The sequence below is a fragment of the Clostridium sp. 19966 genome (genome assembly GCF_032335695.1).
GTDB lineage: Bacteria > Bacillota > Clostridia > Clostridiales > Clostridiaceae > JACTOJ01.
Map to the genome: position 1 here is coordinate 1 of NZ_JACTOJ010000011.1, position 23797 is coordinate 23797.

The window sequence follows — 23797 nt, forward strand, 5'->3', positions numbered from 1 at the left end:
GTCTTTCGTAAAACCTTTTTGTTAAGGTCATTTATGGATGAAAAGTAAAAGCGCCATCACTTTCGCGATGACGGCTTTATTTTGTCAGTTTTTCAGTGGCCTCCCCGAACTGAAGGAAGTTTTAAATCAGTGTAAAAATCAACACTGATTTAAAACAGAGCCATAAATTAAAAAATATGCTAATCAAGTTATAAAAATATAAAATACTGAGGCTAATTTGTCCTAATTCATAATTTTTTTAGTAAGGAAGTGTAGAAATATATTAGTCAAATCTCTAAGCAAGCTACCTGTTAAAGCTTACATATCAACGCTTTAAAGCATATCAAAAAATATCAAGAAATCATATTTACGCGATGCTATACTAGACTTAAAGGTTGGTGATAAAGTTGTCGGATCATTTTAAAAGGCTTCAACAAACTCTGGATTATATTGAAGATCATATCAAAGAAGATATTACCCTTGAGCAGTTAGCGGCTTTATGCTATTACTCGGATAATCATTACCATAGAATATTTCAATCCATAATAGGCATTCCTGTGGCGGACTATATAAGGAAGAGAAAGCTGGCAATGGCGGCGGGAGAAATTATCGACACGGATAAGAGCATTCTGGATATAGCTCTGGAATACGGCTTCAACTCTCATGAAACTTTTTCTAGAGGCTTCAAGAGAATATTTGATATCACTCCAACAGAGTATAGAAAACTAAATGTGCATGCTATACCTATAGATTTTTGGAAGGTAAGCTTTAAGGATAGCGATTTGCAGAAAAGATATATGCAGGCGGTGGAAACTCTTTGTGAAAGGTTAAAAGGGGACAGCAATGTTATAGCTGTGATATTGGAAGGAAGCTTATCCTATGATCAGATTTGGGAGAAATCTGATATAGATATGGAGATAGTGGTTAATGATAACAGCAAACCAAACTCCAGCATCTGCATGATCGAGGATGACATATATATAAATGCAAATTTGATGACTAGAAGTGAATTTAGAGAATGCATGTCCAAGATAACCAGAGGCTCTAGTGCTCATTCATATTTTTCCTTAGGAACTATGGTATATTGCAGAGATGAATCTGTGAAAGAAATCTTTGAAAGCATAGGTGCCCATGGAGAACTGGGAGAGAGAGATAAGTCTCATGCTATTATGTTTAGGGCTTTTTGTATAGTAAATCCGCTGCATAAGGCAGAAAAATGGCTTAAGGTTAAGAGTGATGCCAGGTATTCCTACATTTGGCTTATAGAAGCTCTTAAACATATGGCAGCTATAGAGGTTTTGATGAATGACAATGTTCCTTCAAGAGAGGTTATACTCCAAGCTCTTAAATATAACAATCCTATAATCCAGAAACTTTATATAGGACTTATGGATGAGAGAAAGAATGGGATAAATATAGCTCAGGGCATAGAGAGTATTTATGAATATTTAAGGAAAAACCTGCAGGTTATTTTCAAGCCTATCTTGAGCTATTTTGATAAAACCAGTGAGCTTAAGCCTCTTTCCGTAATCGTCCAGGATTTTAACAGTAAGGATGTAGATCATCATGTTGTCTGCGAGATATGTGAATGGCTCTGTGAGGAGGGAGTATTAGTAAAGGATATCTCTCAAACTCGATTAACCAATAAGAGCAGCAGTTTGGTATATGAGCCTGCATATTTTAAACCTGGTGAAGAGGAAGAAATAATGTTTTAAACAAGGTAAGGAGTGAGCTTTATTGTTAGGTAAGAAGAATATTGAAATAAGAGGAGCAAGGCAAAACAATCTTAAAAATATAAGTGTGGACATACCGAGAGACAAAATCACTGTGCTGACAGGGGTTAGTGGTTCAGGAAAGTCTTCCTTGGCTTTTGATATCATCTATGGAGAGGGACAACGAAGATTTTTAGATTCCTTGCCTACCTTTTCAAGGAGCAGAATACAGCAGCTTAAAAAGCCAGAGGTGGATTTTGTCTTTGGACTTTCTCCGGTTATAGCAATAGAACAAAAAAGCGGCCTTGTGAATCCTAGATCTACGGTGGGAACCATGACGGATATCTATGATTATATGAGGCTTTTATATGCTACAGTTGGTAGAGGAAGATGTCCTTACTGCAAAGAGGAATATGGGCTAAAGAATTTAGGGCAGATAGTGGAAGCAGTTTTATCGCTTCCTAAGGGTACAAAGGTAGAGTTCTTGACTCCAATTGGAAAGATTTATGGAGAAACCTATGAATATCTTTTTGAGGACATAAGAAAAAAGGGTTATAGCAAACTAATTATTGATGGAAATAGGGTAGATATAAGCCAAGAGATACAACTAGAAGAATACAGAGAACATGATATAAAGATAGTAATAGATAGAGTAGAGGTAAGGGATGATATAGAAAAAAATCTGACAAACTCCCTTCAAACTGCTCTAGAGGTAGTGGGAGAGCATGTACTAATTGTTGAGATATTATCTGAGGATATATCTGAGTCAATAAAGGGTGATTTTTATGAGCATTTAGGATGTCCAAAGCATCACATTACCATGGTGAATATAGAATCTCCTTATTTTGCCTTTAACAATATGTCAAGCGCTTGTGTAACCTGCGGAGGTATAGGAGTTACCAAGAAGGCAGATGCAAGGCTAATGATAGTAAATCCAGAGAAGAGCATAAGGCAAGGTGCCTTTGATCCAAGCATATATAATAGCAAGGATGAGACTAGCCATAAATATATAGTTATGTATAATCTATCAAAGCACTATGGCTTTAGCATAGATACACCATTCGAAGCACTATCAGAGGAAGCTAAAGATATTTTGTTCTATGGTACTAAGGGAGAAAGCCTTATTATGGAAGCACCACCAGAAATGAAGAAAAGAAATTGGCTGGTGGGCAGAAAAATTCAATTTACGGGATATGTTAACCAGACAGAGCATTGGTATAGGGAAGAAACCAGGAAAGACAAGATAAATGAAGTGGTTTTGGAATGGTTTAAGAAAAAAATGGTGGAGCACACTTGTCCAGATTGCAAGGGCAAAAAATTAAAGAAGGAAAGATTCAATATACTGATCGGAGGGAAAAATATATATGAGCTTTGTTGGATGCAGCTTACAGAGCTACATGATTTTTTGGAGAAGCTTGCTTTACCTGAAGAGAAAAAGCATATAGGAGAGCCTATACTTCAGGAGATAAGGAAAAGAGTTCAGCTGCTCATAGAAATCGGGCTTGATTACATGTGCCTTGGCAGAAGATCGGATACTATATCTGGAGGGGAGGCTCAGAGAATAAGACTTGCATCCCAGATAAGCTCAGGTCTTATGGGGATGATATATGTTTTGGATGAGCCAAGCATAGGGCTTCATGCAAGGGATAGCCACAAGGTGATAAAGATACTGAAACATCTTAGAGACATTGGAAATACGGTAATAGTAGTAGAGCATGATATGGAAACTATAGAAAATGCGGATAATATTATAGAGATTGGGCCAGGACCAGGAATATACGGAGGCAATATTGTAGAAGCAGGAACTATAGATAAGATTAAAAGCTCTTCAAAGTCTCTTACGGGAAAATATATTTCTGGCAGGGAAAAGATAGAGGTGCCTAAAAGAAGACGAAAAGGCAATGGTTACAGGCTTAATGTATTAGGGGCTAAGGAAAATAATCTAAAGAATATAGATGTAAGCATTCCCTTGGAGGAGTTTGTATGCATATCAGGGGTTTCAGGTTCAGGAAAAAGCACTTTGGTAAATGATATAATCTATAAAAAGCTTAGAAGCATAGGTGATCAGAGGATCATACCTGGTGAGCATAGAGCTTTGGAAGGCTGTGAATATATAAATGATGTTATAAATATAGATCAGTCACCTATAGGTAAAAATAGCAGATCTAATCCCGCCACCTATATAGGTTTATTTGACAGCGTAAGACTTCTGTTTACTAATACTGAAGAAGCCCAAAACAAGAAATATACCATAACTAATTTTAGCTTTAACAGCAAAAACAGCGGAAGATGCGAGCACTGCAAAGGAGAAGGAAAAATAGTTACTAAGCTTCAGTTTATGCCGGATGTAGAAGCTGTATGCCCTATATGTAAGGGTAAACGCTACAAAAATGAAATACTGGACATAAAGTATAAAGGCAAAGATATATATGAAGTCTTGGACATGAGCATTGAAGAGGCCGAAGGATTCTTTAAAGAAAAGAGAGGAATACATCATAAGCTAAGCATTCTTAAGGAACTTGGATTAGGCTATTTAAAGCTTGGACAGTCTTCTACTACTTTGTCAGGAGGAGAAGCTCAGAGAATAAAGCTGGCTACGGAGCTTGGAAAAATAAAGAGTGGTACAAGAAACTTATATATTTTAGACGAACCAACCACAGGACTTCATATTGCAGACATAAAAAAGCTGCTGAAATGCTTAAATATGTTTGTAGAAAAAGGACACTCTCTTTTAGTTATTGAGCATAATTTAGAGGTGCTAAAAACTGCTGACTATATAATAGACCTGGGGCCTGAAGGGGGTAAAAACGGAGGGCAGATTGTGGCACAGGGCACTCCAGAAGAGATTGTAAAGGTAAGAGAATCTGTAACGGGAGAGTTTTTGAAGAAGGTTTTGTGATACATTTAGGAAAATGTTTTTAAAAAATACTTTCTTGAAAATATACTAAAATCAGGTATAATATAAGTATACTCAAATATAAAACATGGAAGTTTTCCAAATATAAACATGAAGGCGTGACTAAATATGGGAAAAAAGGTAGTTGTTTATTAGACTAATTTAATATGGATTATTTTAGAAAACTGTGTTTTAAAAAATCTTGATTCTTTCAAGGTTTACTTGTTTTGCAGTTAATTCTCAAAGTAATCATTAGTAAAATGAGCAGGTATACCTTATTTTTGTTGCAGTAAACCGTGGTCTGACACGGTTTTTTTATGCATATTTTTAAGTGCGCTTAGACGTAAAATTTTGCTTTGCAGGCGGCAAGCTAAAATTTTATGTTTCATGTTTATATTTGAGTTGCATGATTATAAGGCTGTAGGTGGACCTAGGTTCATTTGCGGCCTATTTTATTTGAGGTGATTGTATATATGAAAATAATTAATATAGGAATTGTAGCCCATGTTGATGCTGGGAAAACCACTGTTACTGAAAATCTTTTATATTTAAGCGGAGCTATAAAAACCATGGGAAGAGTGGATTCAGGAAATACCCAGACAGATTCCATGGAGCTTGAACGCAGAAGAGGAATTACTATAAAGGCTTCTGCTATATCCTTTGATTGGAACGATGTTAAAGTTAATATTATAGATACCCCTGGGCATGTAGATTTTATTTCTGAGGTTGAAAGATCTCTAAGCGTACTTGATGGAGCAATACTTGTGATATCTGCAGCAGAAGGAATTCAATCTCAAACCAGAATACTATTTAATACCTTAAAAGCATTAAAAATTCCCACAATGATTTTTATAAACAAATTGGATAGATCAGGGGCAGATTATCAAAAGGTTTTTCAGGATATAAAAAATACTATGACGGATAAGCTGGTAAGTATTCAGACAGCAGCTGATGAAGGAACTAGATATGTAACAATTAAGGATTTTGAAAATATTCAGGCTTCCGACTCTGCTATAAATGTTTTATCAGAATTAGATGAAAAGTTTTTAGAGAATTATATTAATGGAATAGCCAATGATGAAAAAGAAATTAGTAAAAAGCTTGCTACTTATTCAAGGAAAGGTGAGCTTTATATGGTATTTTGCGGTGCGGCGGCCATAGGAATCGGGATTAAAAGCCTATTGGACGGGATTTGCAGCTATCTTCCTTGTACTGAAGCTGATTCTTATGGTGAGCTTTCGGCATCAGTTTTTAAAATAGAAAGAACAAATAATAATGGAAAAAAGGTTTATTTAAGATTGTTTCAGGGAGAAATAGCTGTAAGAGATAAAATACAAATTCCTAATGGAGATATTGTAGAAAAGGTTAAAAAAATAGAACTCCTAAAGGAAGGAAAGCATACCGAGAGCAGTAGAGTAGGTGCAGGAGATATAGGAATATTATATGGACTTACAAGCTTCAAGGTAGGAGATTTTATAGGAAAGCCTAGTTTGACAATGAAGAAGGTATCTATAGCAAAGCCAACTTTCAGGATAACTGTTTCGCCCATGGATGTTAGCAAAAAGGAAGAGCTTTTTAAGGTGTTATCTTTGCTTGCGGAAGAAGATCCTATGCTGGAGCTTGGCATGGAGGATAGGAGCAAAGATATTTATGTTAATCTATTTGGAGAAGTTCAAATGGATATACTCAGCGACCTATTAGAAGAAAACTATGGTATAAAAGTTGAGTTTTCTAATATACAGACTATATATAAAGAAACACCTATTGGTGTAGGAGAAGCTGTAATGCATATGAATCAAGGCTTTAATGTTTTCTGGGCAACAGTTGGATTAAAAGTAGAACCTTTAATGAGAGGTGAGGGACTAAAATATGTTTCAGAGGTATCTATAGGCTCACTGCCAAAATCTTTTCAGAATGCTATTGAGGAAGCAGTAATAGCTACCAGTAAGCAGGGGTTGCTTGGATGGGAGGTTACAGATATGAAGGTTACTCTCACTTACGGGAAGTTTTCCAGTGTTATGAGCACTCCTGCAGATTTCAGAAATACAACTCCTATGGTATTTATGGAAGCTTTGAATGAAGGAAAAACTAAATTATTGGAGCCTATTCAGGAATTTGAGCTTAGGATTCCTCAAGGAGTGTTAAGCAAGGCTGCCTGGGATCTAGAAACTATGAGAGCAAGCTTTGAAAATCCAACAATCCAGGGAGATGAGTTTTTTATAAAAGGGCTTATTCCTGCAGAAAACTCTAAGCAGTATAATTTAAAAATAGCTTCCTACACAGAAGGCAAAGGTATGTTTTTAACAAGATTTTTTGGTTATAAGGAATTGCCAGAAGGCTTGGCTAAAACAAGAGAAAAGACAGGTTATGATCCTTTAAACAAAAAGGAATATCTGCTTCATAAGTTAAATGCTATAAGAGATTGATGAGAAATAGATATAAAAGCGGGGACTTATTTAAAGAAATCCCCGCTTATTTTAAATTCACTGGAGAACTCTCACAGTTTAGAACAGGAATATGCTTATTCTATAGTGACAAGACAAACATCGTTCTGCTTCATGTCAATTTCATATATAAAAGCTTCCTCTTCTTTAACAAAAATATCTTTCTGCATAACAGGCAGTCCTGTAGTTTTTGAATTTAATAATTCAATCTGCTCCTTTGTCATGGTTCCATCGCAAGCTACATTTAAAAATTCAGTATATACATCATTTTGCTCATAGCCAACTTTATATATGGATAAAAGATGCTTACCTGGCTTAAGGTTAGATAAATTAAGCTGAACCTTGTCTGCAGGAAGGGAAGGCAAATCCTTTTTATAATATATTTGATTTGAAAGTTCCTTTTGGTCGCCGCAGGTATAATTCCAGAATAGAAGCTGAACTCCTTTATCATTCCTACATACCCAAGCATCTTCATCCTCACATTGAAGCTCTAAATCACCTAATTTGTTTAGATATTTATAGGCAAAGAAGGAAGGCTTTTTTAGTCCTTGCACATTTAATAATCCAAAACCCCCATGAAAATGTGTTTTTGGTGGACCCGGTTCTTCAAAAATATCGGAAAATACCCAATAGGACATTGAGTCAACTAGGTTCTCACAGCGTTTTATTTTGGATAATATATATGCAGCGGAATGATAGGAATCATGTACAGGATCATTTGGAGAATAGGAAGTGCTCCATTCCGTAAAATGTATCTCTAAATCAGGGAAAGGAGAGTTTTTTACCTGTTCATGAACCTTTGCAATATCATCTGTTACAGCTTCTGGCTTTGGATCAAGAAAAAGCTGCTGCACTCCAAATTCATCAAAATAACCATTTACTCCATAGGTATGAGTTGATACAAAATCCACAGGAACTTTATTATTGCAGCAGAAATCTATGAATTCTGTTATCCAGCCGCAGCCTGCAGTAGCGGGACCGCCTACTCTGTAGTCTTTGGATATATTTTTTATAGCTCTTGCAGTTACTTCATAAAGCTTGAAATATTCTTCTATACTTCCAGTGAAAAAACCATCAAGATTAGGTTCGTTCCAAACTTCAAAATACCACTTGCTTACTTCTTCATGACCATATCTTTTTGTAAAATGCATTGTTAGCTCATATATTAATTTTTCCCATTTATCGTAGGACTTTGGAGGAGTTATATTACCCTTCCACCAAAATACAGTTTCTGAACCGCTGGCTAAGGCTTGAGGCATGAAGCCTAATTCTACAAAAGGTCTCATACCAATACTTAAAATATAATCATATAAAAGGTCTACATACTGCCAGTTGTAAACTGCATTTCCTTCACCATCTTCACTATATATCCCCATATCATCATGCAGCAAACCATGAAAGCGCAGATATTTAAAATCACATTCATTTTTAACAATACTTAAATGTCTCTGCTGCTCTGCTAAAAGTCCTTCATAAGCACGTCCACAGCCTACGCAGGTGTTAAAGGTTTTGCTATGAACACCTTTTACGGCGTTAACATCGGCTTTTATTAATCTCATAATAAAAACATCCTTTCATAATAACGATAGTTTTGTAAAGGTTTTAATGATATTATAGTACATAAGAATAAAGTATTCCTTGATTTTTAAGCCTAGAAACAGCATTATATAGACATAGAATAAGCTATCAGCATATCCATAAAAAAAGAGGTGAAAAAATGGAATATATGTATTTATACTATTTTGCTAAAGACACTGAATTTCCTTTCTTTATACAATTTGGACAGCATGATATGGACATGCCTCTGCATCATCATGTGGATTTTTCAGAATTGGTGATTGTGCTAAATGGTACAGCTACTCATATTGTGAATTCAGAAAAATATTTTGTAAAAAAAGGTGATGTGTTTGTAATTAATGGCAATACCTCTCATGGCTATGAAAATACGGAGGAATTTAAAATCTGCAATATTATGTATAAACCAGAACATTTGCATAGAGTGGGAAATGATTTAAAGAAGTCCTCAGGTTATCAGGCACTTTTTGTTATCGAGCCATTTTTGGCTAAGGAATATAATTTTAAGAGCAAGCTTCAGCTGAATATATATGACTATGCCAAGATCAAAGAAATTATCTTTCACATGGTTAATGAATATGAAAGCAAATATCAAGGATATCAGACCATGCTTTATTCTCGTTTTATGGAACTGGTAGTTTTTCTATCCAGGCAATATGATATCATAAATTCAGCAGTAAAGGATAATGTAATAAACCTAGCTAAGGCAGTGGCATATATGGAAAGCCATTTTCAGGAGTCTGTAAGTCTAAAGGAACTTGCTGATAAAGCGGAGTTTTCCGCAAGGCATTTTAATAGAATTTTTAAGGAAAATTATAAAACTACTCCTATGAATTATATGCTTAGGCTGAGGATTCAATATGCTTGCTCTTTATTAAGAAAAAGTAAGCTTCCAATATCTGATATAGCTTATGAGAGCGGCTTTGAGGATAGCAATTATTTTACTAGGCAATTTAAAAAGATTATAGGCTTATCACCCAAAGATTACCGTTCTAACAGCAACTTTACTTACTAAGTTTTATGTCAAAATAAAAAAATTGTTTTTATATAACCCGCTTGAAAACATTTCGTTAATATGCTACTATAGTTTTAACAAATCTTAAATTTAATTTAAAATGGCAAAACCTTATAAAATAAGCAGTGATTATAAAAGCTTCGATTTTTCATTTCTTCAGAGAGCCGATGGCTGGTGAGAATCGGTGAAAGGAAAAATCTTTCCACTTTTGGAGCTGTCGGTGAGGAATCGAGAGGCTGGTAACCTTTATATTACTATGTCGAGAGGTTAGTGTTTTTACACTAACAATTTGGGTGGCAACGCGGATATCTTCCGTCCCATTTATATGTATGGGACGGGAGTTTTTTATTTTGCAGCAAAATATATTAATATAAATTAGGAGGAATAAGGATGTTAGACATTAAATTTATAAGAGAAAATCCAGAAGTTGTTAAGCAGAACATTAAAAACAAGTTTCAAGACAGAAAATTAGGCCTGGTAGATGAGGTAATTGCCTTAGATGCTGAGCTTAGAAAGGCAAAGCAGGAAGCAGAGACTCTAAGAGCTAATAAAAACAAGATTTCAAAGCAAATAGGAGCATTTATGGCTCAGGGCAAAAAGGAAGAAGCAGAGGAAGTAAAGAATCAAGTTACTGCTAATTCTAAGCGTCTTGCTGAACTTGAAATACAAGAAGATGAATTAGGAAAAAAGGTTAAGACAATTCTTATGTCCATACCAAATATAATAGATCCAAGTGTTCCAATAGGTAAGGATGACAGCGAAAATGTAGAATTAGAGCGCTATGGAGAACCTGCGGTTCCTGATTTTGAAATTCCATACCATGCTGAGATAATGGAAAAGCTGAATGGTCTAGATTTAGACAGTGCTAGAAAGGTTGCTGGTAACGGCTTCTATTACCTTATGGGAAATGTGGCTAGACTTCATTCCGCAGTCATTTCTTATGCGAGAGACTTCATGATAAACAGAGGCTTTACTTACTGCATACCTCCTTTCATGATAAGAAGCGAAGTTGTAACAGGGGTTATGAGCTTTGAAGAAATGGATGCTATGATGTATAAGATAGAAGGGGAAGATTTATATTTAATCGGAACCAGCGAGCATTCAATGATTGGTAAGTTCATAGATACAATACTTCCAGAAAGCTCACTTCCTCACACTTTAACCAGCTATTCTCCTTGCTTCAGAAAAGAAAAGGGAGCTCATGGTATTGAGGAAAGAGGAGTTTATAGAATTCATCAGTTCGAAAAACAGGAAATGGTTGTTGTGTGTAAGCCAGAAGACAGCATGATGTGGTACGACAAAATGTGGCAGAATACAGTAGATTTATTCCGTTCTTTAGATATACCTGTGAGAACTTTAGAGTGCTGTTCTGGCGACCTAGCAGATCTTAAGGTAAAGTCAGTGGATGTAGAAGCTTGGTCTCCTAGACAGAAAAAATACTTTGAGGTAGGAAGCTGTTCAAACCTAGGGGATGCTCAAGCTCGTCGTTTAAAGATCCGTGTAGATGGGGAAAGTGGAAAATATTTTGCTCATACACTAAATAACACTGTGGTAGCTCCACCTAGAATGCTTATTGCGTTTTTAGAGAACAATTTAAATGCAGATGGTTCTGTAAATATTCCATTGGCATTGCAGCCATACATGGGTGGTATGACAGTAATTAAATAATAGAATAATGTATTAAAAAAATGTTGATATAAAACTTGAGTTTGTAAAATTTGCAATATATGTTATAATAATCAGGAGAGTGTATCTAGGGTTCCGATTGAAAAATGTCAGGTCCGAGCGGTACAGGATAAATATCTACACTTTTAGGAAAAAAGCCTGAAGGATGAGTCTCAGCTTTGAGATTTATTCTAGGGCTTTATTTATTTTCAAAAAATTATGGTTCGTGAAAAAGCGACTATAAGATTTTGAAAAATTTCATTATATGGGGGGATTCTATGAATATTATTGATGTTAAGGGGCTTTGTAAAACCTTTGAGGTAAAAACTAAGGAAGCAGGCTTAAAAGGCAGTGTAAAATCTATATTTTCGCCAACTTTTAGAAAAATTCAGGCGGTTAATGACATTTCCTTTAAGGTAGAAAAGGGAGAAATACTTGCTTTCATAGGTCCCAATGGTGCTGGAAAATCTACCACCATTAAGATGATGACAGGAATATTATATCCAACTTCCGGAAGCATTGAAGTGATGGGGCTTAATCCTTCAAAGCAGAGGAAGCAGCTATCCTATAAAATTGGAACAGTTTTTGGGCAGAAGTCTCAGTTGTGGTTTCATCTGCCTCCTTTGGACAGCTTCAATTTGCTAGGAAGCATCTATGACATAAACAAAGAAAAATTGAAAAAGAGAATTGAGTTCTTGAAAGAAATTTTTGAGATAGGTGACTTAATGGATGTACCAGTTAGAAAGCTTTCTTTAGGACAAAGAATACGTTGTGAGATTGCAGCTTCTATGCTTCATGAGCCTGAAATTATATTTTTTGACGAACCAACCATAGGTCTAGATGTAGTGGTTAAACAGAAAATAAGAGAGCTTATCTTAAAGCTGAACAGGGAAGAGAAAACTACCATCTTCTTGACCTCTCATGATGCAGGAGATATAGAACAACTCTGCAAAAGAGCCATAATCATAAATCATGGAGAAGTGGTGTTAAATGAAACAATAAATGAGTTGAAGCATGATTATCTTAATAAAAAGATTATAGATATAAAATATGATGAGGAGGTAAGACTTGATAACAAAAAGCTTAATATCATAAAGCATGAAGGCTCTGCCTTAAAGGTTCAGGTGGAGACCTCTAAAGAAGATATAGATGAAGTTATAACTACGCTTATAAAATGTGGAAAGGTCAATGATATAACAATATCAGAGCTTCCTCTTGAGGATATAATATCCTTCATTTACAAGCAAGGGACAGGTGGTGAGGAATATGCATGCAATCCGTAAGTACAGTCAAGTCACCAAGATAACTATGGCAAATAGCCTTGTGTATTTTTGGAACTTCTTAAGTAAAAATATATTTTTTGTATTTATAATGTTTATATATCTGATGTTATGGAGAAATATATATGCTCAAAAAGGTACAGCACAGATTGGGGGCTTCAGTTTAAATGCAATGATATGGTATCTTGTATTTACAGAGCTTGTCACTCTTTCAAGAACAGATTTGCACCTTCAGGTTAATGATGATGTTAAGAGCGGAAATATAGCGTACCTTTTGAATAAACCATATAATTATGTTATATATTGCTTTTCTTATTTCATGGGCGAAATTGGTATAAAGCTTTTAACTAACTCTATAATTGGATTTGCTATCGGACTAATTTATGCAGGAGCTTTAAAAAATTTCAGCTTTGCGTATTTGCCCTTTATTATCATATCCTTACTGCTTGGCTGTATAATAAACTTTTTCATATATTTGTGTCTGGCCTTAACAGCCTTTTGGTTTGAGGATAATAGCGCCTTCTTTTGGATTTATTCAAAGCTTATATTTACTTTAGGTGGAATGCTAATGCCCATAGAGTTTTTCCCAGGGTGGCTTCAAGGTATTTCTCATTGTTTACCTTTTGCCTACGTAACATACATTCCTGCAAGGCTAGCGGTTAATTTTTCTTTTCACAGTTTTGCGGTAAACTTTCCTATTCAGCTAGCATATTTGGGGATATTTTTTGCACTTGCCATGTTTCTTTACAGAAAGGGGGTTAAGAATCTAAATGTTAACGGAGGTTAGAAAAAGCATAAAGCTTATGCTTTATTATTTTAAATTTAATATATCATCAGTAATGGAGTATAGAGCCAGCTTTCTTATTCAAAGCTTTGGCATGATATTGAACAATTCTGCTTTTATATTCTTTTGGTGGATACTTTTCAGCAATGTAAAAAATATAGGAGGTTACGGCTTTCAAGACGAAATGCTTTTATGGGCTGTGATGTCTTCAAGCTTTGGACTTAGCTTTGTCGCTTTTGGAAATGTAAATTCCATCACAAGAATGATACTTAACGGAGAGCTGGATACTTACCTTTTGCAGCCCAAAGATCCTCTTTTAAATATCCTTTGCTCCAAAACTGTAGTGTCGGCTTGGGGAGATACCCTGTATGGAATAATACTTTTCATTCTCATAAAAGGCTTTAACCTAAAAAGCTTTTTGTTGTTTTTGATGTTTTGCATCATCGGCGCCCTGATTTTTTCTTCTGTACTGGTATTCTTCCACGCACTAAGCTTTTACACTGGAAATACTGAAGGATTAACACAGCTTGTAACGGAATTTCTCATAAGCTTCAGCATATATCCTGAAGGAATATTTTATGGAGTTGTAAAATTTATCTTATATACAATAATTCCCGCAGCTTTTATTGTGTATATTCCTGCAGGCATCATAAAGGAGTTTTCATTTCTCAGGTTAGGAGAAGTTTTCGGTGTAGCAGTATTATGGATAATCATAGCTTATACAATATTTTATAGAGGACTAAAAAAATATGAATCAGGTAATTTGATAGTGAATAAACTATAGACAATAATGCTTTTAGACCTGATATAAATCTAATATGCATTATTTAAAGTTTTTGGAGATACATTATATTATTAAAACTTAATTATAATACAATAAAGTGTATAATAAATGACATGGATTTTTATGATGTATGTAATATAATAAATAATATTTGTATTACAAGCTTTAATTAAGTTACAGGTACTTACTGAATATGAAAAATATAATAATTAACAAATGAACTTTCAATAATAATTACTAGAAAGTATGAGGTAAACTATGGCTTCAAAATATTTACATGATATGACAGAAGGAAATGAAATTTCTCTTTTGATAAAATTTTCTTTGCCCATGTTAGTGGGAAACATTTTTCAACAATTTTATAACATAATTGATTCTGTGGTAGTAGGAAGATATATAGGTGCTAATGCATTGGCGGCAGTAGGAGCTACTGGTTCTTTAAACTTTTTATTCTTCTCTGTATGCATGGGTTTGTCCGTTGGAATAGGCATCATTATTTCCCAGTACTTTGGTGCAAAGAGGGAAACTCAGGTAAAAAGAGCCATTGCTAATTCCATTTATGTTATTGGTGCCGCGGGCATAATCATGAGTATTATAGCCGTGGTTTTTGCAAGGGATATTCTGCAAATTTTGAGAACACCTGCAGATATTATAGATGATGCTACTGTATTCTTAAGAATCGTATCTGGAGGAATGATAGCCGTAGCAGCTTATAATGCTATATCTTCAATACTTAGAGCCTTAGGAGATTCAACCACACCACTGATTTTTTTGGTGATATCCTGTGGCGTTAATGTGGTTTTGGACTTGATATTTGTGCTGAAGCTAGGCCTTGGGGTAGCAGGAACAGGGTATGCAACTATTATATCTCAAGCAACTGCAGCCTTGGGCTGTATTATATTTGCAATGACAAAAAATCCATATTTTAAATTAAAGAAAGAGCATCTAAAGCTGGACTGGCCTATTGTTGCTAAGTGTGTAAAAATTGGTGTTCCAGTAGCAACTCAGAGTTCCATGATAGCTGTTTCATTGGTGGCATTGCAGAGTGTTGTAAATGGTTTTGGAGAAATAGCGGTGGCAGCATTTACTGCTACTAGCAGAATAGAGCAGCTGATACAGCAGCCTTTTAACTCTTTAGGTGCAGCTCTGTCCACATTTTCTGGACAGAATATGGGCGCAAACAAGATTGACAGGGTTAAGAAGGGATTTCATAAAAGTATTTTTATAGTGGCAGTATTAAGTATAGTGGCACTTTTAGCAGCACAATTTGGAGGACGTCTAATCATAGAATTGTTTGTAAAGGATGAGGCGGTAATAGCTATGGGAGCTATGGCTTTAAAAATTACTAGTTGTATGTATTTTCCACTTGGCATGATCAATATTACAAGAGGACTATTAAATGGTACAGGAGATGCAGTATATGCTATGATTAATGGTTTTATAGAGGTGGTAGGAAGAGTAGGATTTTCTAGCGTACTTGCTATGATCCCTATTTTTGGAGTTTGGAGTGTTTGGATAACTACCGGACTTACTTGGGTAATTACTGCTATTGCCAGTGTGATACGATATAGGCAAGGCAAGTGGGAAAGTAAGTCTTTGGTGGCACATTGATGAAATAAAACCTCTCTTCGTCAGATATGGTAGATTAATCTCTGACGAAGAGAGGTTTTTAAATTATTCATCAAATATTGTTATTAAAAGCAATTCTTTTGGATTTCTAAACCATACCTCCATTAACGTAAATGGTTTGACCATTTATCCATCTAGCTGGACCTGCTAAGAAAGAAATTACTTCTGCAATGTCTTCAGGCTTTCCTAAACGTTCAATAGGGTTCATTTTTGCCATACGATCAATTGTCTCAGCATCCTTTCCTTCAAAAAATAGTTCTGTTGCTGTTGGTCCAGGAGCTACTGCATTTACGGTAATATCTCGGCCACGGAGCTCTTTTGCAAGTACAAGACTGATTGCATCAACAGCGCCCTTGCTAGCAGTATAGGCAGCATAAGTAGGCAATGCAAGTTTTTTTACTGAAGTTGAAAGATTAATAATAGCACCTCCAGATCTTACCCGGCGTGCAGCTTGTTGATCAACAACAAAGGTACCACGAATATTTGTACGAATTATTTGATCAAGCTTATTAAGATCAAAATTAGCAATTGTATTAAGCCCCATAATGCCAGCTGAGTTAACTACAACATCTACTCCGCCAAAGTTTTTCTCTGTTATATCAAAAAGCTTGCCGACTGCAATTTCATCACTTATATCTGTTTTAACAGCAATTGCCTTTCCTCCTTTTTCTACTATGGATTGTACAGTTTTGTCAGCTTCAACAGCATTGTTTGCATATGCTATAGCTACTGTTTGTCCATCAGATGCTAGGCGTTCTGAAATTGCACGCCCAATTCCACGTGATCCTCCTGTAACAATTGCAATTCTTTCTTTTTTAGTTGTATTCATAATAAAATTCTCCTTTCATACACTGTTTATATTAAAATTAATTTATTATGTTATACTCTTTGACGTTATGGCTTAAAACTTTATATCCTTTTTCTGTTTAATGTATATTCCTTCTGGATTACAAGTTTATTATATGTCAGCCGTTGTATTACAAGGTAGCATATTTTAATAAGATTATTGCCTAATTCTACAAAGCATAATATAATTTGTATATCAATTAATAGTATAAAGGAGTTAGAAATGGATAAAGAATTAGTGAATGACAAAATTACAATTTATCAAAAAGAATTGATTTCAATGATTAATGGACTTGTTAATATGGATGGAATAAATACTACAGCCATACCTTCTTTGCAGTTATTTCGTGCATCCAATGTTTCTGAGCCTTTACACACTATTTATGAACCATCATTATTGATAATTGCACAGGGGGCAAAAATTGTAACGCTAGCTGATGAAAATTATCAGTATGATTCAACGTCATATTTGGTTACATCTGTTCACCTTCCTATTACTGGACAAATCATTCAAGCTACTCCTAAGGAACCTTATTTATGTGTTCAAATAAGCTTTAATACGAATCAAATACTTGATATTATTAAGGAATCAAATGAGGCGTGGAGCGGTAATATGGATTCAGGACGTGGAATAGTGGTTAATAGAATAAATTCTGATTTGCTCGATTCTGTGTTAAGACTTGTTCGCCTTTTATATACACCTAAGGATATTCCAGTTCTTTCACCCTTGATAATTCATGAAATTCTTTATAGAATTCTGCAAGATAGGCAAGGAGATCTCATTAAGCAATTTGCAATGATCGGGAGTCACGCACATTGTATTGCAAAAGTTATTGAGATTATAAATAGTAATTTTTCAAAACCGCTGCGAATTGAAGATTTGGCAAAGAAAGTTAACATGAGTACATCTTCATTGCACAATCAGTTTAAAAAAGTAACAGCAATGAGCCCTTTACAATATCAAAAGCTGATAAGATTACAAGAGGCGCGACGTTTGCTGTTTGCTGAGTCATCTGAAGCTGCAAATGTTGGTTTTCAAGTCGGTTATGAAAGCCCATCTCAGTTTAGCAGAGAATATGCACGTATGTTTGGATTGCCTCCTATAAGCGATATAAATCGCATCCGAGCTTCGTTAGCTTCAGGCACCGCTTTAATTTGATGGAAAAATATTGAAACGTGAAAATAACTAAATTATTGTTCTTATAATATGCAAGCTTAGCTTGACTGTAAAAAAAATTTTGCATATAATAAATCGTAATACGATATAATCGTATTACGATTTATTGTTAAGGAGACTAATAATGACTAAAGAAACAAAAGTTCAAAGTATTATTAATTACCTAGATGAAATACAAGAAATAATTCACAATAAGCATCATGATACTGCGATAAAATATAATCTAACAGTTGAAGAATTTCACATAATGCTTCATCTAAATATGAAAAATACTCCACCAACAGTAAGCGAATTGGCTCAATCTTTCAATAATGCTCAAAACACTATGTCAGAAAAATTAACAAGACTTGAAGAAAAAAGCTTCATTGAAAGAAAAAGAGATCCAAAAGACAAAAGAATTTCTAGAATTATATTATCTGAACAAGGTAAAAGTATTGTAGCTTCTATTTGCTACGAATCAGAAAATAAATTTATTTCAGATAGAATTTCAAAAATAGATGATAAACAGCTGAACACTCTTATTGATGGATTAGAAAATTTAATAATTCAGTTAAAGGAGAATTAAAGTATGAAGGATATTTTTAATGAAAACTTCAAAGGAAAAACTATACTGGAAATTGGTACTGGCAGAGGTGGTACTACTAGAGAACTTGCAGCCATTCTTTCAGAGTATGAAAATAGCCATCTCATAACAACAGATATATCCGATAAAAATTTTTGCAATTTAAAAAAAGAATTATTAAACTATAAAATTCCTATAGATTTTATAAAAACAGACGCTTGCACACTTGAAGGAATAGAAAAGGAATCTATAGACTACATAGTATGTAACTATACTCTTTGTGCAATAAATTCAAATCCTGGCAGCGAGGTAATTGCATTGGATAAATTTATGGAGGTGCTTAAGCCTGGTGGTGTTCTCTACATTGAAGAAGAGTTTCCTATAACCTTTACTCAGAATGAAAAGCAAGAAATATGGAGTGATAAGTGGAAAATACTAAAGAGTTGTACAACCTTACTTGGAGAAGCCACATATAATGAAATAAATCCAGAAGTACTAATTAAAATACTTAATATTTTAAAATATAGGAATATCCAATTAGATGTAGAGACAGCTCTTTTTCTAGGGAAAGATTGTTTAGATTTTTTTATGCTTAGACTTAATAGAAACATAAACGCTATTGAAAATACAAAACTAACTGAGGGCATCAAGGAACTTGCAATTTCACTTAAGGAAAAAGCATTAAAAATTGGTGGTATGGAAATACCAACTTATTCAATAATAGCATATAAGTAAGAATAAATTAATTCAATAGGTTCTCTATTTGATGATATAGATGAGCAAAATTTTGAAGGGTGAGTTTAATATGGATAGTAAAGCGATTTTAAATACCAATAAAAATTACTGGGATACTAATGCAGATGATTGGTTTGGCACAACTGCACTTCCAGAGTATGGAGTAGAATTTGTAAAAGAGGATAAATTAAATTTATTTGGCGATGTTTCTGGTAAGAAAATGCTAGATATTGGATGTGGAAGCGGTCACTCCTTAAAATATCATGCTGACCATAATGCTGGGGAACTTTGGGGACTAGACATGTCCACAAAGCAAATTGAAAATGCAAATAAATTTTTAAAGGAATGTGGTTACTTTGCAAAACTTATAAATTCTCCTATGGAGGCAGAATGCGGCATACCTGAAAATTATTTTGACTATGTATATTCCATATATGCCATAGGGTGGACAATAGATTTAGAAGGGACCTTTAAACGTATAGCTTCCTACCTAAAAAAAGACGGCATATTCATATTCAGTTGGAAGCATCCCATTCATCACTGTGTGACCATTGAAGAGGATAAATTTATATTTACAAACAGCTATTTTGATGAAGAATGGTTCACTCTTAAAATAGATGGCTGGGATGCTAACCTTTGCAATAGAAAAATTTCTACTTATATAAATGCGCTTGCAAAGGCGGGCTTTGCTATAGAGTATATGAGTGAAGAAACAGACAGCAAAGTACTGGAAGCCAGAGGAGAATTTTCTAATCGGTCAAAGAAGGCACAGCTGCTTCCGCTTTCCTTTGTGTTCAAGGCTAGAAAATTATAAAGAAGAAATATAATCGGACAAAATAAAGCTCAATAAGACAGAACTGAAAATTCTGCTTTTGATATACTATACTTTATAGAGGCTTCATTTTAAATAGTGTAAAATCAATACTGATTTAAAGCAGATTGAAAAAAGAAAGGATATATCAAATGGCAGATTATTATAGAATCAGAGGGAAAAGTATTTTCACAGAAATATTAGGGAAAGAGGCATCAAAGGCATTACTATTTATTCATGGAGGGCCTGGAGGTATTGGTGTTTCAGATTTTATTGAATACCAAGGAGAAAGGTTAGCTAAGAATTTTAAGGTTATAGCACCAGATCAAAGAGGAGTTTGGAGGTCTCAGGAGATTTTAGCTGAGGAAGCTATCTCCATAGAGGATATCATTGAAGATCTTGAGGAACTTAGAAAAAAACTGAATATAGATAAATGGTCTTTGCTAAGTCATTCCTTTGGAGGATATGTTGCAGTTCTTTATGCTAATTTATATCCTAATTCTATTGAAAAGCTTATATATGAATGTCCAAGCTTTGATTTTGCTCTATCGGAAAGATCCATGCTAAGAAACGCGGCAGAAGAATTACGCAAATTAGGTAATGATGAAGCAGCAGAACAGTATTTTAAGGCTTTAGAGGAAATACAAGATTACAAAGAAATAAACAAATTTCTTATGAAGGCTCTAAGTGAACTTGGAGAAAATGCTAATAATTTTATGTGGTATGGTAAGGATAAACATATAATTGAAAGAATAGCTATGAACACTAAAGATGGCGGTAAATTGTGGAAGAAATCTACTGCCACAAGAATGAAGCTTCTTGAAGATTGGAGAGTATATAAGGATGTGTTTTTGGAGTTATCAAATATAGATAAGCCATCCCTGCTGATGAAAGGAAAATATGATCCTATAACCTGTGAAGTCCAAACTAAGGAATTTATGAAGCGTACCAAGAAGCATGAAGTGGCTGTCTTTGATTTTTCTGGGCATTATGTTAGAATTGAAGAACCAGATAGATATTGTGAAGTTATAACAAAGTTTATATATAGCTAATAAAATTTCTCAGAGTGGATTAAAGAGGAGAGTAAAAGTTGGATACTATATCATTGATGAACAATACTATTGAATATATTGAGGCAAATCTATGTTCAGAGCTAAAAATAGATGATATAGCAAAGGTGGCCTGCTCCTCTCGATATCACTTTCAGAGAGTTTTTTATGCACTGACAGGTTTTACTGTAACCAAATATATAAAAAATCGAAGGCTTACCTTAGCTGCAGAGGAATTGTCTATAACTCAAAAAAGGGTAACTGATATAGCTTTGAAATACTGTTATGAAAGTCCTGAAGCATTCACTAAGGCATTTAAAAGACTTCATGGGATAGCACCTTCGGACATAAAAAAGCCTTATGAGAAGATAAAAGCTTTTCCAAAGCTCTATTTTGAAGTATCAATTAAAGGAAAAAGTGAGTTTTTATATAAAATAGTTGAAAGAGTAGCTTTTAAGGTATTCGGTGCGGAATTTATAACTACAAAGACTGATGATGCAGCATATAAAGAAATACCTAAGTTTATTAGCGATAGCTTTAAAAATGGCACTCATGCTAGGATTAATACACTTTTGGGTAATCCTGAAGGAACTTTGCTAGAAGGATTTCATTATGGATTTCAAGAAGATGGCACAAGAAAATATATGATGGGAGCTGAGCTTCCTGAAGCTTACATAGGAGATGAATTTACCATATTAGAAGTACCCAGGCTTACTTGGGCAGTATTTGAGGGTAAAGGAGACAAACCTAATAATGATATACTGCAAGATATATGGAGACGTACATATTCAGAATGGTTTCCTTCAAGTGAATTTGAACAAGCAGAAGGACCATGTATTGAAAAAAATTTTTGGGATGAAGAGAAACAGGAAGAATATAGCTGCCAGTTATGGATTCCTGTAAAAAGAAAGTGATGTTGGGGGAAAAACAAATGATATTCAGAAGATCAGTGGAAACAGAAGTTGAGGATATAATGAAAATTATTAGACAAGCTCAAGGCTATTTTAAGCAGCAAGGAATAGATCAATGGCAGGATAACTACCCTAATATAGAGGCAATAAGAAAAGATATAGAAGATAATAATAGCTATGTGCTTATAAAAGATGAGCAAATTGTTGCTACTGCCGCAGTAAGCTTTGATGGAGAAAAAACCTATGACCTTATATATGATGGACAGTGGCTTACTGAAGATGAATTTGCAGTTATTCATAGAATAGCAGTGGATGAGCAATATAAAGGCTTGGGATTATCCTCGGAAATCATAAAAAATGTAGAGCAGCTTTGCAGGGATAAAGGAATTCACAGCATAAAAATAGATACTCATGAAAATAATCTATCCATGCAGAAACTGCTCAAGAAAAACAAATTTCAGTATTGCGGAATAATTTATTTAGAAAGCGGAAGCAAAAGAATTGCCTTTGAAAAGGTTGTGCTTTAAAACACAACCTTACTTAATTTAGGATAGCCTTGAACAAATATTCTGGTGATTTACTGCAATAAGCTAGTCTTCTTCTTAAAGGAAAAATAGTAAGGCACTTCATAAGCCAGCATGAATATCCATCCTATGAGGCTGGCGTAAGCTACGCTTTCCATTCCAATATGCGGAACTAAGATGAAAACAAATATTACTCTAAAAGATATTTGAATGATTGTAGAAACTAGGGTTATTTTCATATTCCCCATGCCCCTAAAGAAGCCTTGTACACCATTGGTGAAGGCAGGAAGCATGTAGAAAAATGCCATAAGTCCTAAGTAGCGTACCCCTAGACTTATCATATTAGTTTCCTCAGGTGAAACAAACAGCTTCATTATAGGTTTTTTCAAAGAGAGAATAACTATGCAGATTAAAATCCAATAACAGAATTCAATGCATAAACCAATTTTAAAACCGTCTTTGATACGTTTCTTATTTTGGGCACCTCTGTTTTGAGCTATGAAGGTCATCATTCCGTGAGATATACTTTGCTCAGGGGTGAAGGCAAAGTCATCAACTCTGCTGACAGCATTGAAGGCCGCTATAGCATCTATACCTAAGGAATTGATAGAACCCTGTATCAAAAGTTTTCCAATAGGCTGGGAAGATTGCTGTAAGGCTGTAATAGAACCATGCTGCAGGGTTTCTTTTAGAAGGTTTTTGTCTAATTTGATGTCACGTTTATTTAATCTCAATAATGGAACTTTTCTATAGATATAAATTATACAAAATAGTGCAGAGGAAGCTTCCGCTATATCCGTAGCTAGTCCAGCACCTACCACACCCATTTTAAAACCACCTACAAATACGAAATCAAGACATCCATTTAAAATAGAGGCTAGAGCTAAAAATCTTATAGGGGTTTTTGAATCGCCTACGCTCCTCATAGCGGCGGATACCGAATTATATAAATAAGTAAAAGGCATGGCTACAAATATAATCCTCAGATAAACTGCTGAGGAATCTAGAATTTTGCTAGGTACATCCATAAGGATAAGTATTTCTTTTGAAAATAGTAAGCCCAGTATTACTATTAGCAGAGAAAAAAAGCAGCCGAATAGTAAAGTGGTTGATATTTCTTTTTTAAGATCTTCGTATCTTTTAGCTCCAAAAAACTCACTCATAAGTACGGAAGCACCAATGCAAATACCTGTTATTCCTAAGATGACTATATTCATAACGGGATTAGCTGTTCCTACTGCTGCTAATGCATCTGTTCCTGAAAACTTTCCTACTATGATAGAATCCACTGCATTATAAGTAAGCTGAAGCAGATTTCCTAATATCAAAGGAATAGAAAAGCTAACTAAATGCTTTGGTATATTGCCCTTTGTCATGTCTTTAATCATGTGTTTCACTTCCTTTGTTGTCCTTCCTCAG

At 34.7% G+C, this 23797-nt stretch carries 19 protein-coding genes and 1 other annotated feature; of the genes, 16 read left to right on the forward strand and 3 right to left on the reverse strand.

Going from position 1 to position 23797, the window contains the following annotated elements; genetic code table 11:
- Positions 1 to 386 precede the first annotated feature (386 nt).
- The 3 genes from IAI10_RS12530 (at position 387) to tet (ending at position 7013) form a co-directional block, all read left to right on the forward strand.
- The gene (locus tag IAI10_RS12530) at positions 387 to 1694 is read left to right on the forward strand and encodes an AraC family transcriptional regulator (protein ID WP_315673616.1); all 1308 of its coding nucleotides are present in this window, start codon (positions 387 to 389) and stop codon (positions 1692 to 1694) included.
- A 22-nt stretch (positions 1695 to 1716) separates the two neighbouring features.
- Positions 1717 to 4590, forward strand: coding sequence for an excinuclease ABC subunit UvrA (gene uvrA / locus IAI10_RS12535; protein WP_315673617.1), 2874 nt, complete (start codon positions 1717 to 1719; stop codon positions 4588 to 4590).
- Between the two features lie 470 nt (positions 4591 to 5060).
- Complete coding sequence (gene tet / locus IAI10_RS12540; protein ID WP_315673618.1) at positions 5061 to 7013, forward strand: tetracycline resistance ribosomal protection protein; 1953 nt, start codon at positions 5061 to 5063, stop codon at positions 7011 to 7013.
- Positions 7014 to 7108: 95 nt separating this feature from the next.
- Here the strand turns inward: tet and IAI10_RS12545 are convergent, their stop codons facing one another.
- Positions 7109 to 8590, reverse strand: a complete 1482-nt coding sequence (locus IAI10_RS12545; protein ID WP_315673619.1) for a GH39 family glycosyl hydrolase — start codon at positions 8588 to 8590, stop codon at positions 7109 to 7111.
- A 158-nt stretch (positions 8591 to 8748) separates the two neighbouring features.
- Between IAI10_RS12545 and IAI10_RS12550 the strand changes: the two genes are divergently transcribed.
- From IAI10_RS12550 to IAI10_RS12575, 6 genes are all read left to right on the forward strand, one after another.
- Positions 8749 to 9621, forward strand: coding sequence for a helix-turn-helix domain-containing protein (locus IAI10_RS12550; protein WP_315673620.1), 873 nt, complete (start codon positions 8749 to 8751; stop codon positions 9619 to 9621).
- A 116-nt stretch (positions 9622 to 9737) separates the two neighbouring features.
- Positions 9738 to 9944: a binding site (T-box leader), on the forward strand.
- Between the two features lie 67 nt (positions 9945 to 10011).
- Entirely contained in the window at positions 10012 to 11289 is a 1278-nt protein-coding gene (serS, locus tag IAI10_RS12555) for a serine--tRNA ligase (protein ID WP_315673621.1), read from the forward strand.
- Positions 11290 to 11564: 275 nt separating this feature from the next.
- Positions 11565 to 12569: an ATP-binding cassette domain-containing protein gene (locus IAI10_RS12560; protein ID WP_315673622.1), complete on the forward strand. Its 1005-nt coding sequence runs from the start codon at positions 11565 to 11567 to the stop codon at positions 12567 to 12569.
- Positions 12553 to 13353 carry an ABC-2 family transporter protein gene (locus IAI10_RS12565; protein ID WP_315673623.1) on the forward strand — a complete coding sequence of 267 codons (801 nt, stop codon included), beginning with the start codon at positions 12553 to 12555 and terminating at the stop codon, positions 13351 to 13353. Before IAI10_RS12560 ends, IAI10_RS12565 begins: the two co-directional genes overlap by 17 nt.
- Positions 13337 to 14134 carry an ABC-2 family transporter protein gene (locus IAI10_RS12570; protein WP_315673624.1) on the forward strand — a complete coding sequence of 266 codons (798 nt, stop codon included), beginning with the start codon at positions 13337 to 13339 and terminating at the stop codon, positions 14132 to 14134. The genes IAI10_RS12565 and IAI10_RS12570 overlap by 17 nt, the downstream gene beginning before the upstream one ends.
- Positions 14135 to 14392: 258 nt before the next feature.
- Positions 14393 to 15745 carry an MATE family efflux transporter gene (locus IAI10_RS12575; protein ID WP_315673625.1) on the forward strand — a complete coding sequence of 451 codons (1353 nt, stop codon included), beginning with the start codon at positions 14393 to 14395 and terminating at the stop codon, positions 15743 to 15745.
- A 106-nt stretch (positions 15746 to 15851) separates the two neighbouring features.
- Here the strand turns inward: IAI10_RS12575 and IAI10_RS12580 are convergent, their stop codons facing one another.
- Entirely contained in the window at positions 15852 to 16592 is a 741-nt protein-coding gene (locus IAI10_RS12580) for an SDR family oxidoreductase (protein WP_315673626.1), read from the reverse strand.
- A 240-nt stretch (positions 16593 to 16832) separates the two neighbouring features.
- Between IAI10_RS12580 and IAI10_RS12585 the strand changes: the two genes are divergently transcribed.
- The 7 genes from IAI10_RS12585 (at position 16833) to IAI10_RS12615 (ending at position 22381) form a co-directional block, all read left to right on the forward strand.
- Positions 16833 to 17768 carry an AraC family transcriptional regulator gene (locus IAI10_RS12585; protein ID WP_315673627.1) on the forward strand — a complete coding sequence of 312 codons (936 nt, stop codon included), beginning with the start codon at positions 16833 to 16835 and terminating at the stop codon, positions 17766 to 17768.
- Between the two features lie 142 nt (positions 17769 to 17910).
- The gene (locus tag IAI10_RS12590) at positions 17911 to 18351 is read left to right on the forward strand and encodes a MarR family transcriptional regulator (protein ID WP_315673628.1); all 441 of its coding nucleotides are present in this window, start codon (positions 17911 to 17913) and stop codon (positions 18349 to 18351) included.
- A 3-nt stretch (positions 18352 to 18354) separates the two neighbouring features.
- Positions 18355 to 19083, forward strand: a complete 729-nt coding sequence (locus tag IAI10_RS12595) for a class I SAM-dependent methyltransferase (RefSeq protein WP_315673629.1) — start codon at positions 18355 to 18357, stop codon at positions 19081 to 19083.
- 70 nt (positions 19084 to 19153) lie between these two features.
- Positions 19154 to 19897: a class I SAM-dependent methyltransferase gene (locus tag IAI10_RS12600; protein WP_315673630.1), complete on the forward strand. Its 744-nt coding sequence runs from the start codon at positions 19154 to 19156 to the stop codon at positions 19895 to 19897.
- A gap of 149 nt (positions 19898 to 20046) precedes the next feature.
- On the forward strand, positions 20047 to 20946 hold the full coding sequence (locus IAI10_RS12605; protein WP_315673631.1) for an alpha/beta hydrolase: 900 nt from the start codon (positions 20047 to 20049) through the stop codon (positions 20944 to 20946).
- Between the two features lie 38 nt (positions 20947 to 20984).
- Positions 20985 to 21857 (forward strand): effector binding domain-containing protein, encoded by an 873-nt coding sequence (locus IAI10_RS12610; protein WP_315673632.1) that lies wholly within the window; start codon positions 20985 to 20987, stop codon positions 21855 to 21857.
- Between the two features lie 17 nt (positions 21858 to 21874).
- Complete coding sequence (locus tag IAI10_RS12615) at positions 21875 to 22381, forward strand: GNAT family N-acetyltransferase (RefSeq protein ID WP_315673633.1); 507 nt, start codon at positions 21875 to 21877, stop codon at positions 22379 to 22381.
- A 50-nt stretch (positions 22382 to 22431) separates the two neighbouring features.
- Here IAI10_RS12615 and IAI10_RS12620 read toward each other — a convergent pair whose 3' ends face one another.
- Complete coding sequence (locus tag IAI10_RS12620) at positions 22432 to 23766, reverse strand: MATE family efflux transporter (RefSeq protein ID WP_315673634.1); 1335 nt, start codon at positions 23764 to 23766, stop codon at positions 22432 to 22434.
- Between the last annotated feature and the right edge of the window lie 31 nt (positions 23767 to 23797).

Bases quoted from the DNA above. Each gene is read 5' to 3' on its own strand.
- IAI10_RS12575 (WP_315673625.1), top strand. From the start codon at position 14,393: ATGGCTTCAAAATATTTACATGATATGACAGAAGGAAATGAAATTTCT.
- IAI10_RS12545 (WP_315673619.1), bottom strand. From the start codon at position 8,590: ATGAGATTAATAAAAGCCGATGTTAACGCCGTAAAAGGTGTTCATAGC.
- IAI10_RS12565 (WP_315673623.1), top strand. From the start codon at position 12,553: ATGCATGCAATCCGTAAGTACAGTCAAGTCACCAAGATAACTATGGCA.
- IAI10_RS12600 (WP_315673630.1), top strand. From the start codon at position 19,154: ATGGATAGTAAAGCGATTTTAAATACCAATAAAAATTACTGGGATACT.
- IAI10_RS12595 (WP_315673629.1), top strand. From the start codon at position 18,355: ATGAAGGATATTTTTAATGAAAACTTCAAAGGAAAAACTATACTGGAA.
- IAI10_RS12560 (WP_315673622.1), top strand. From the start codon at position 11,565: ATGAATATTATTGATGTTAAGGGGCTTTGTAAAACCTTTGAGGTAAAA.
- IAI10_RS12580 (WP_315673626.1), bottom strand. From the start codon at position 16,592: ATGAATACAACTAAAAAAGAAAGAATTGCAATTGTTACAGGAGGATCA.
- serS (WP_315673621.1), top strand. From the start codon at position 10,012: ATGTTAGACATTAAATTTATAAGAGAAAATCCAGAAGTTGTTAAGCAG.
- IAI10_RS12605 (WP_315673631.1), top strand. From the start codon at position 20,047: ATGGCAGATTATTATAGAATCAGAGGGAAAAGTATTTTCACAGAAATA.
- IAI10_RS12615 (WP_315673633.1), top strand. From the start codon at position 21,875: ATGATATTCAGAAGATCAGTGGAAACAGAAGTTGAGGATATAATGAAA.
- IAI10_RS12590 (WP_315673628.1), top strand. From the start codon at position 17,911: ATGACTAAAGAAACAAAAGTTCAAAGTATTATTAATTACCTAGATGAA.
- IAI10_RS12585 (WP_315673627.1), top strand. From the start codon at position 16,833: ATGGATAAAGAATTAGTGAATGACAAAATTACAATTTATCAAAAAGAA.
- IAI10_RS12570 (WP_315673624.1), top strand. From the start codon at position 13,337: ATGTTAACGGAGGTTAGAAAAAGCATAAAGCTTATGCTTTATTATTTT.
- tet (WP_315673618.1), top strand. From the start codon at position 5,061: ATGAAAATAATTAATATAGGAATTGTAGCCCATGTTGATGCTGGGAAA.
- IAI10_RS12620 (WP_315673634.1), bottom strand. From the start codon at position 23,766: ATGATTAAAGACATGACAAAGGGCAATATACCAAAGCATTTAGTTAGC.
- IAI10_RS12550 (WP_315673620.1), top strand. From the start codon at position 8,749: ATGGAATATATGTATTTATACTATTTTGCTAAAGACACTGAATTTCCT.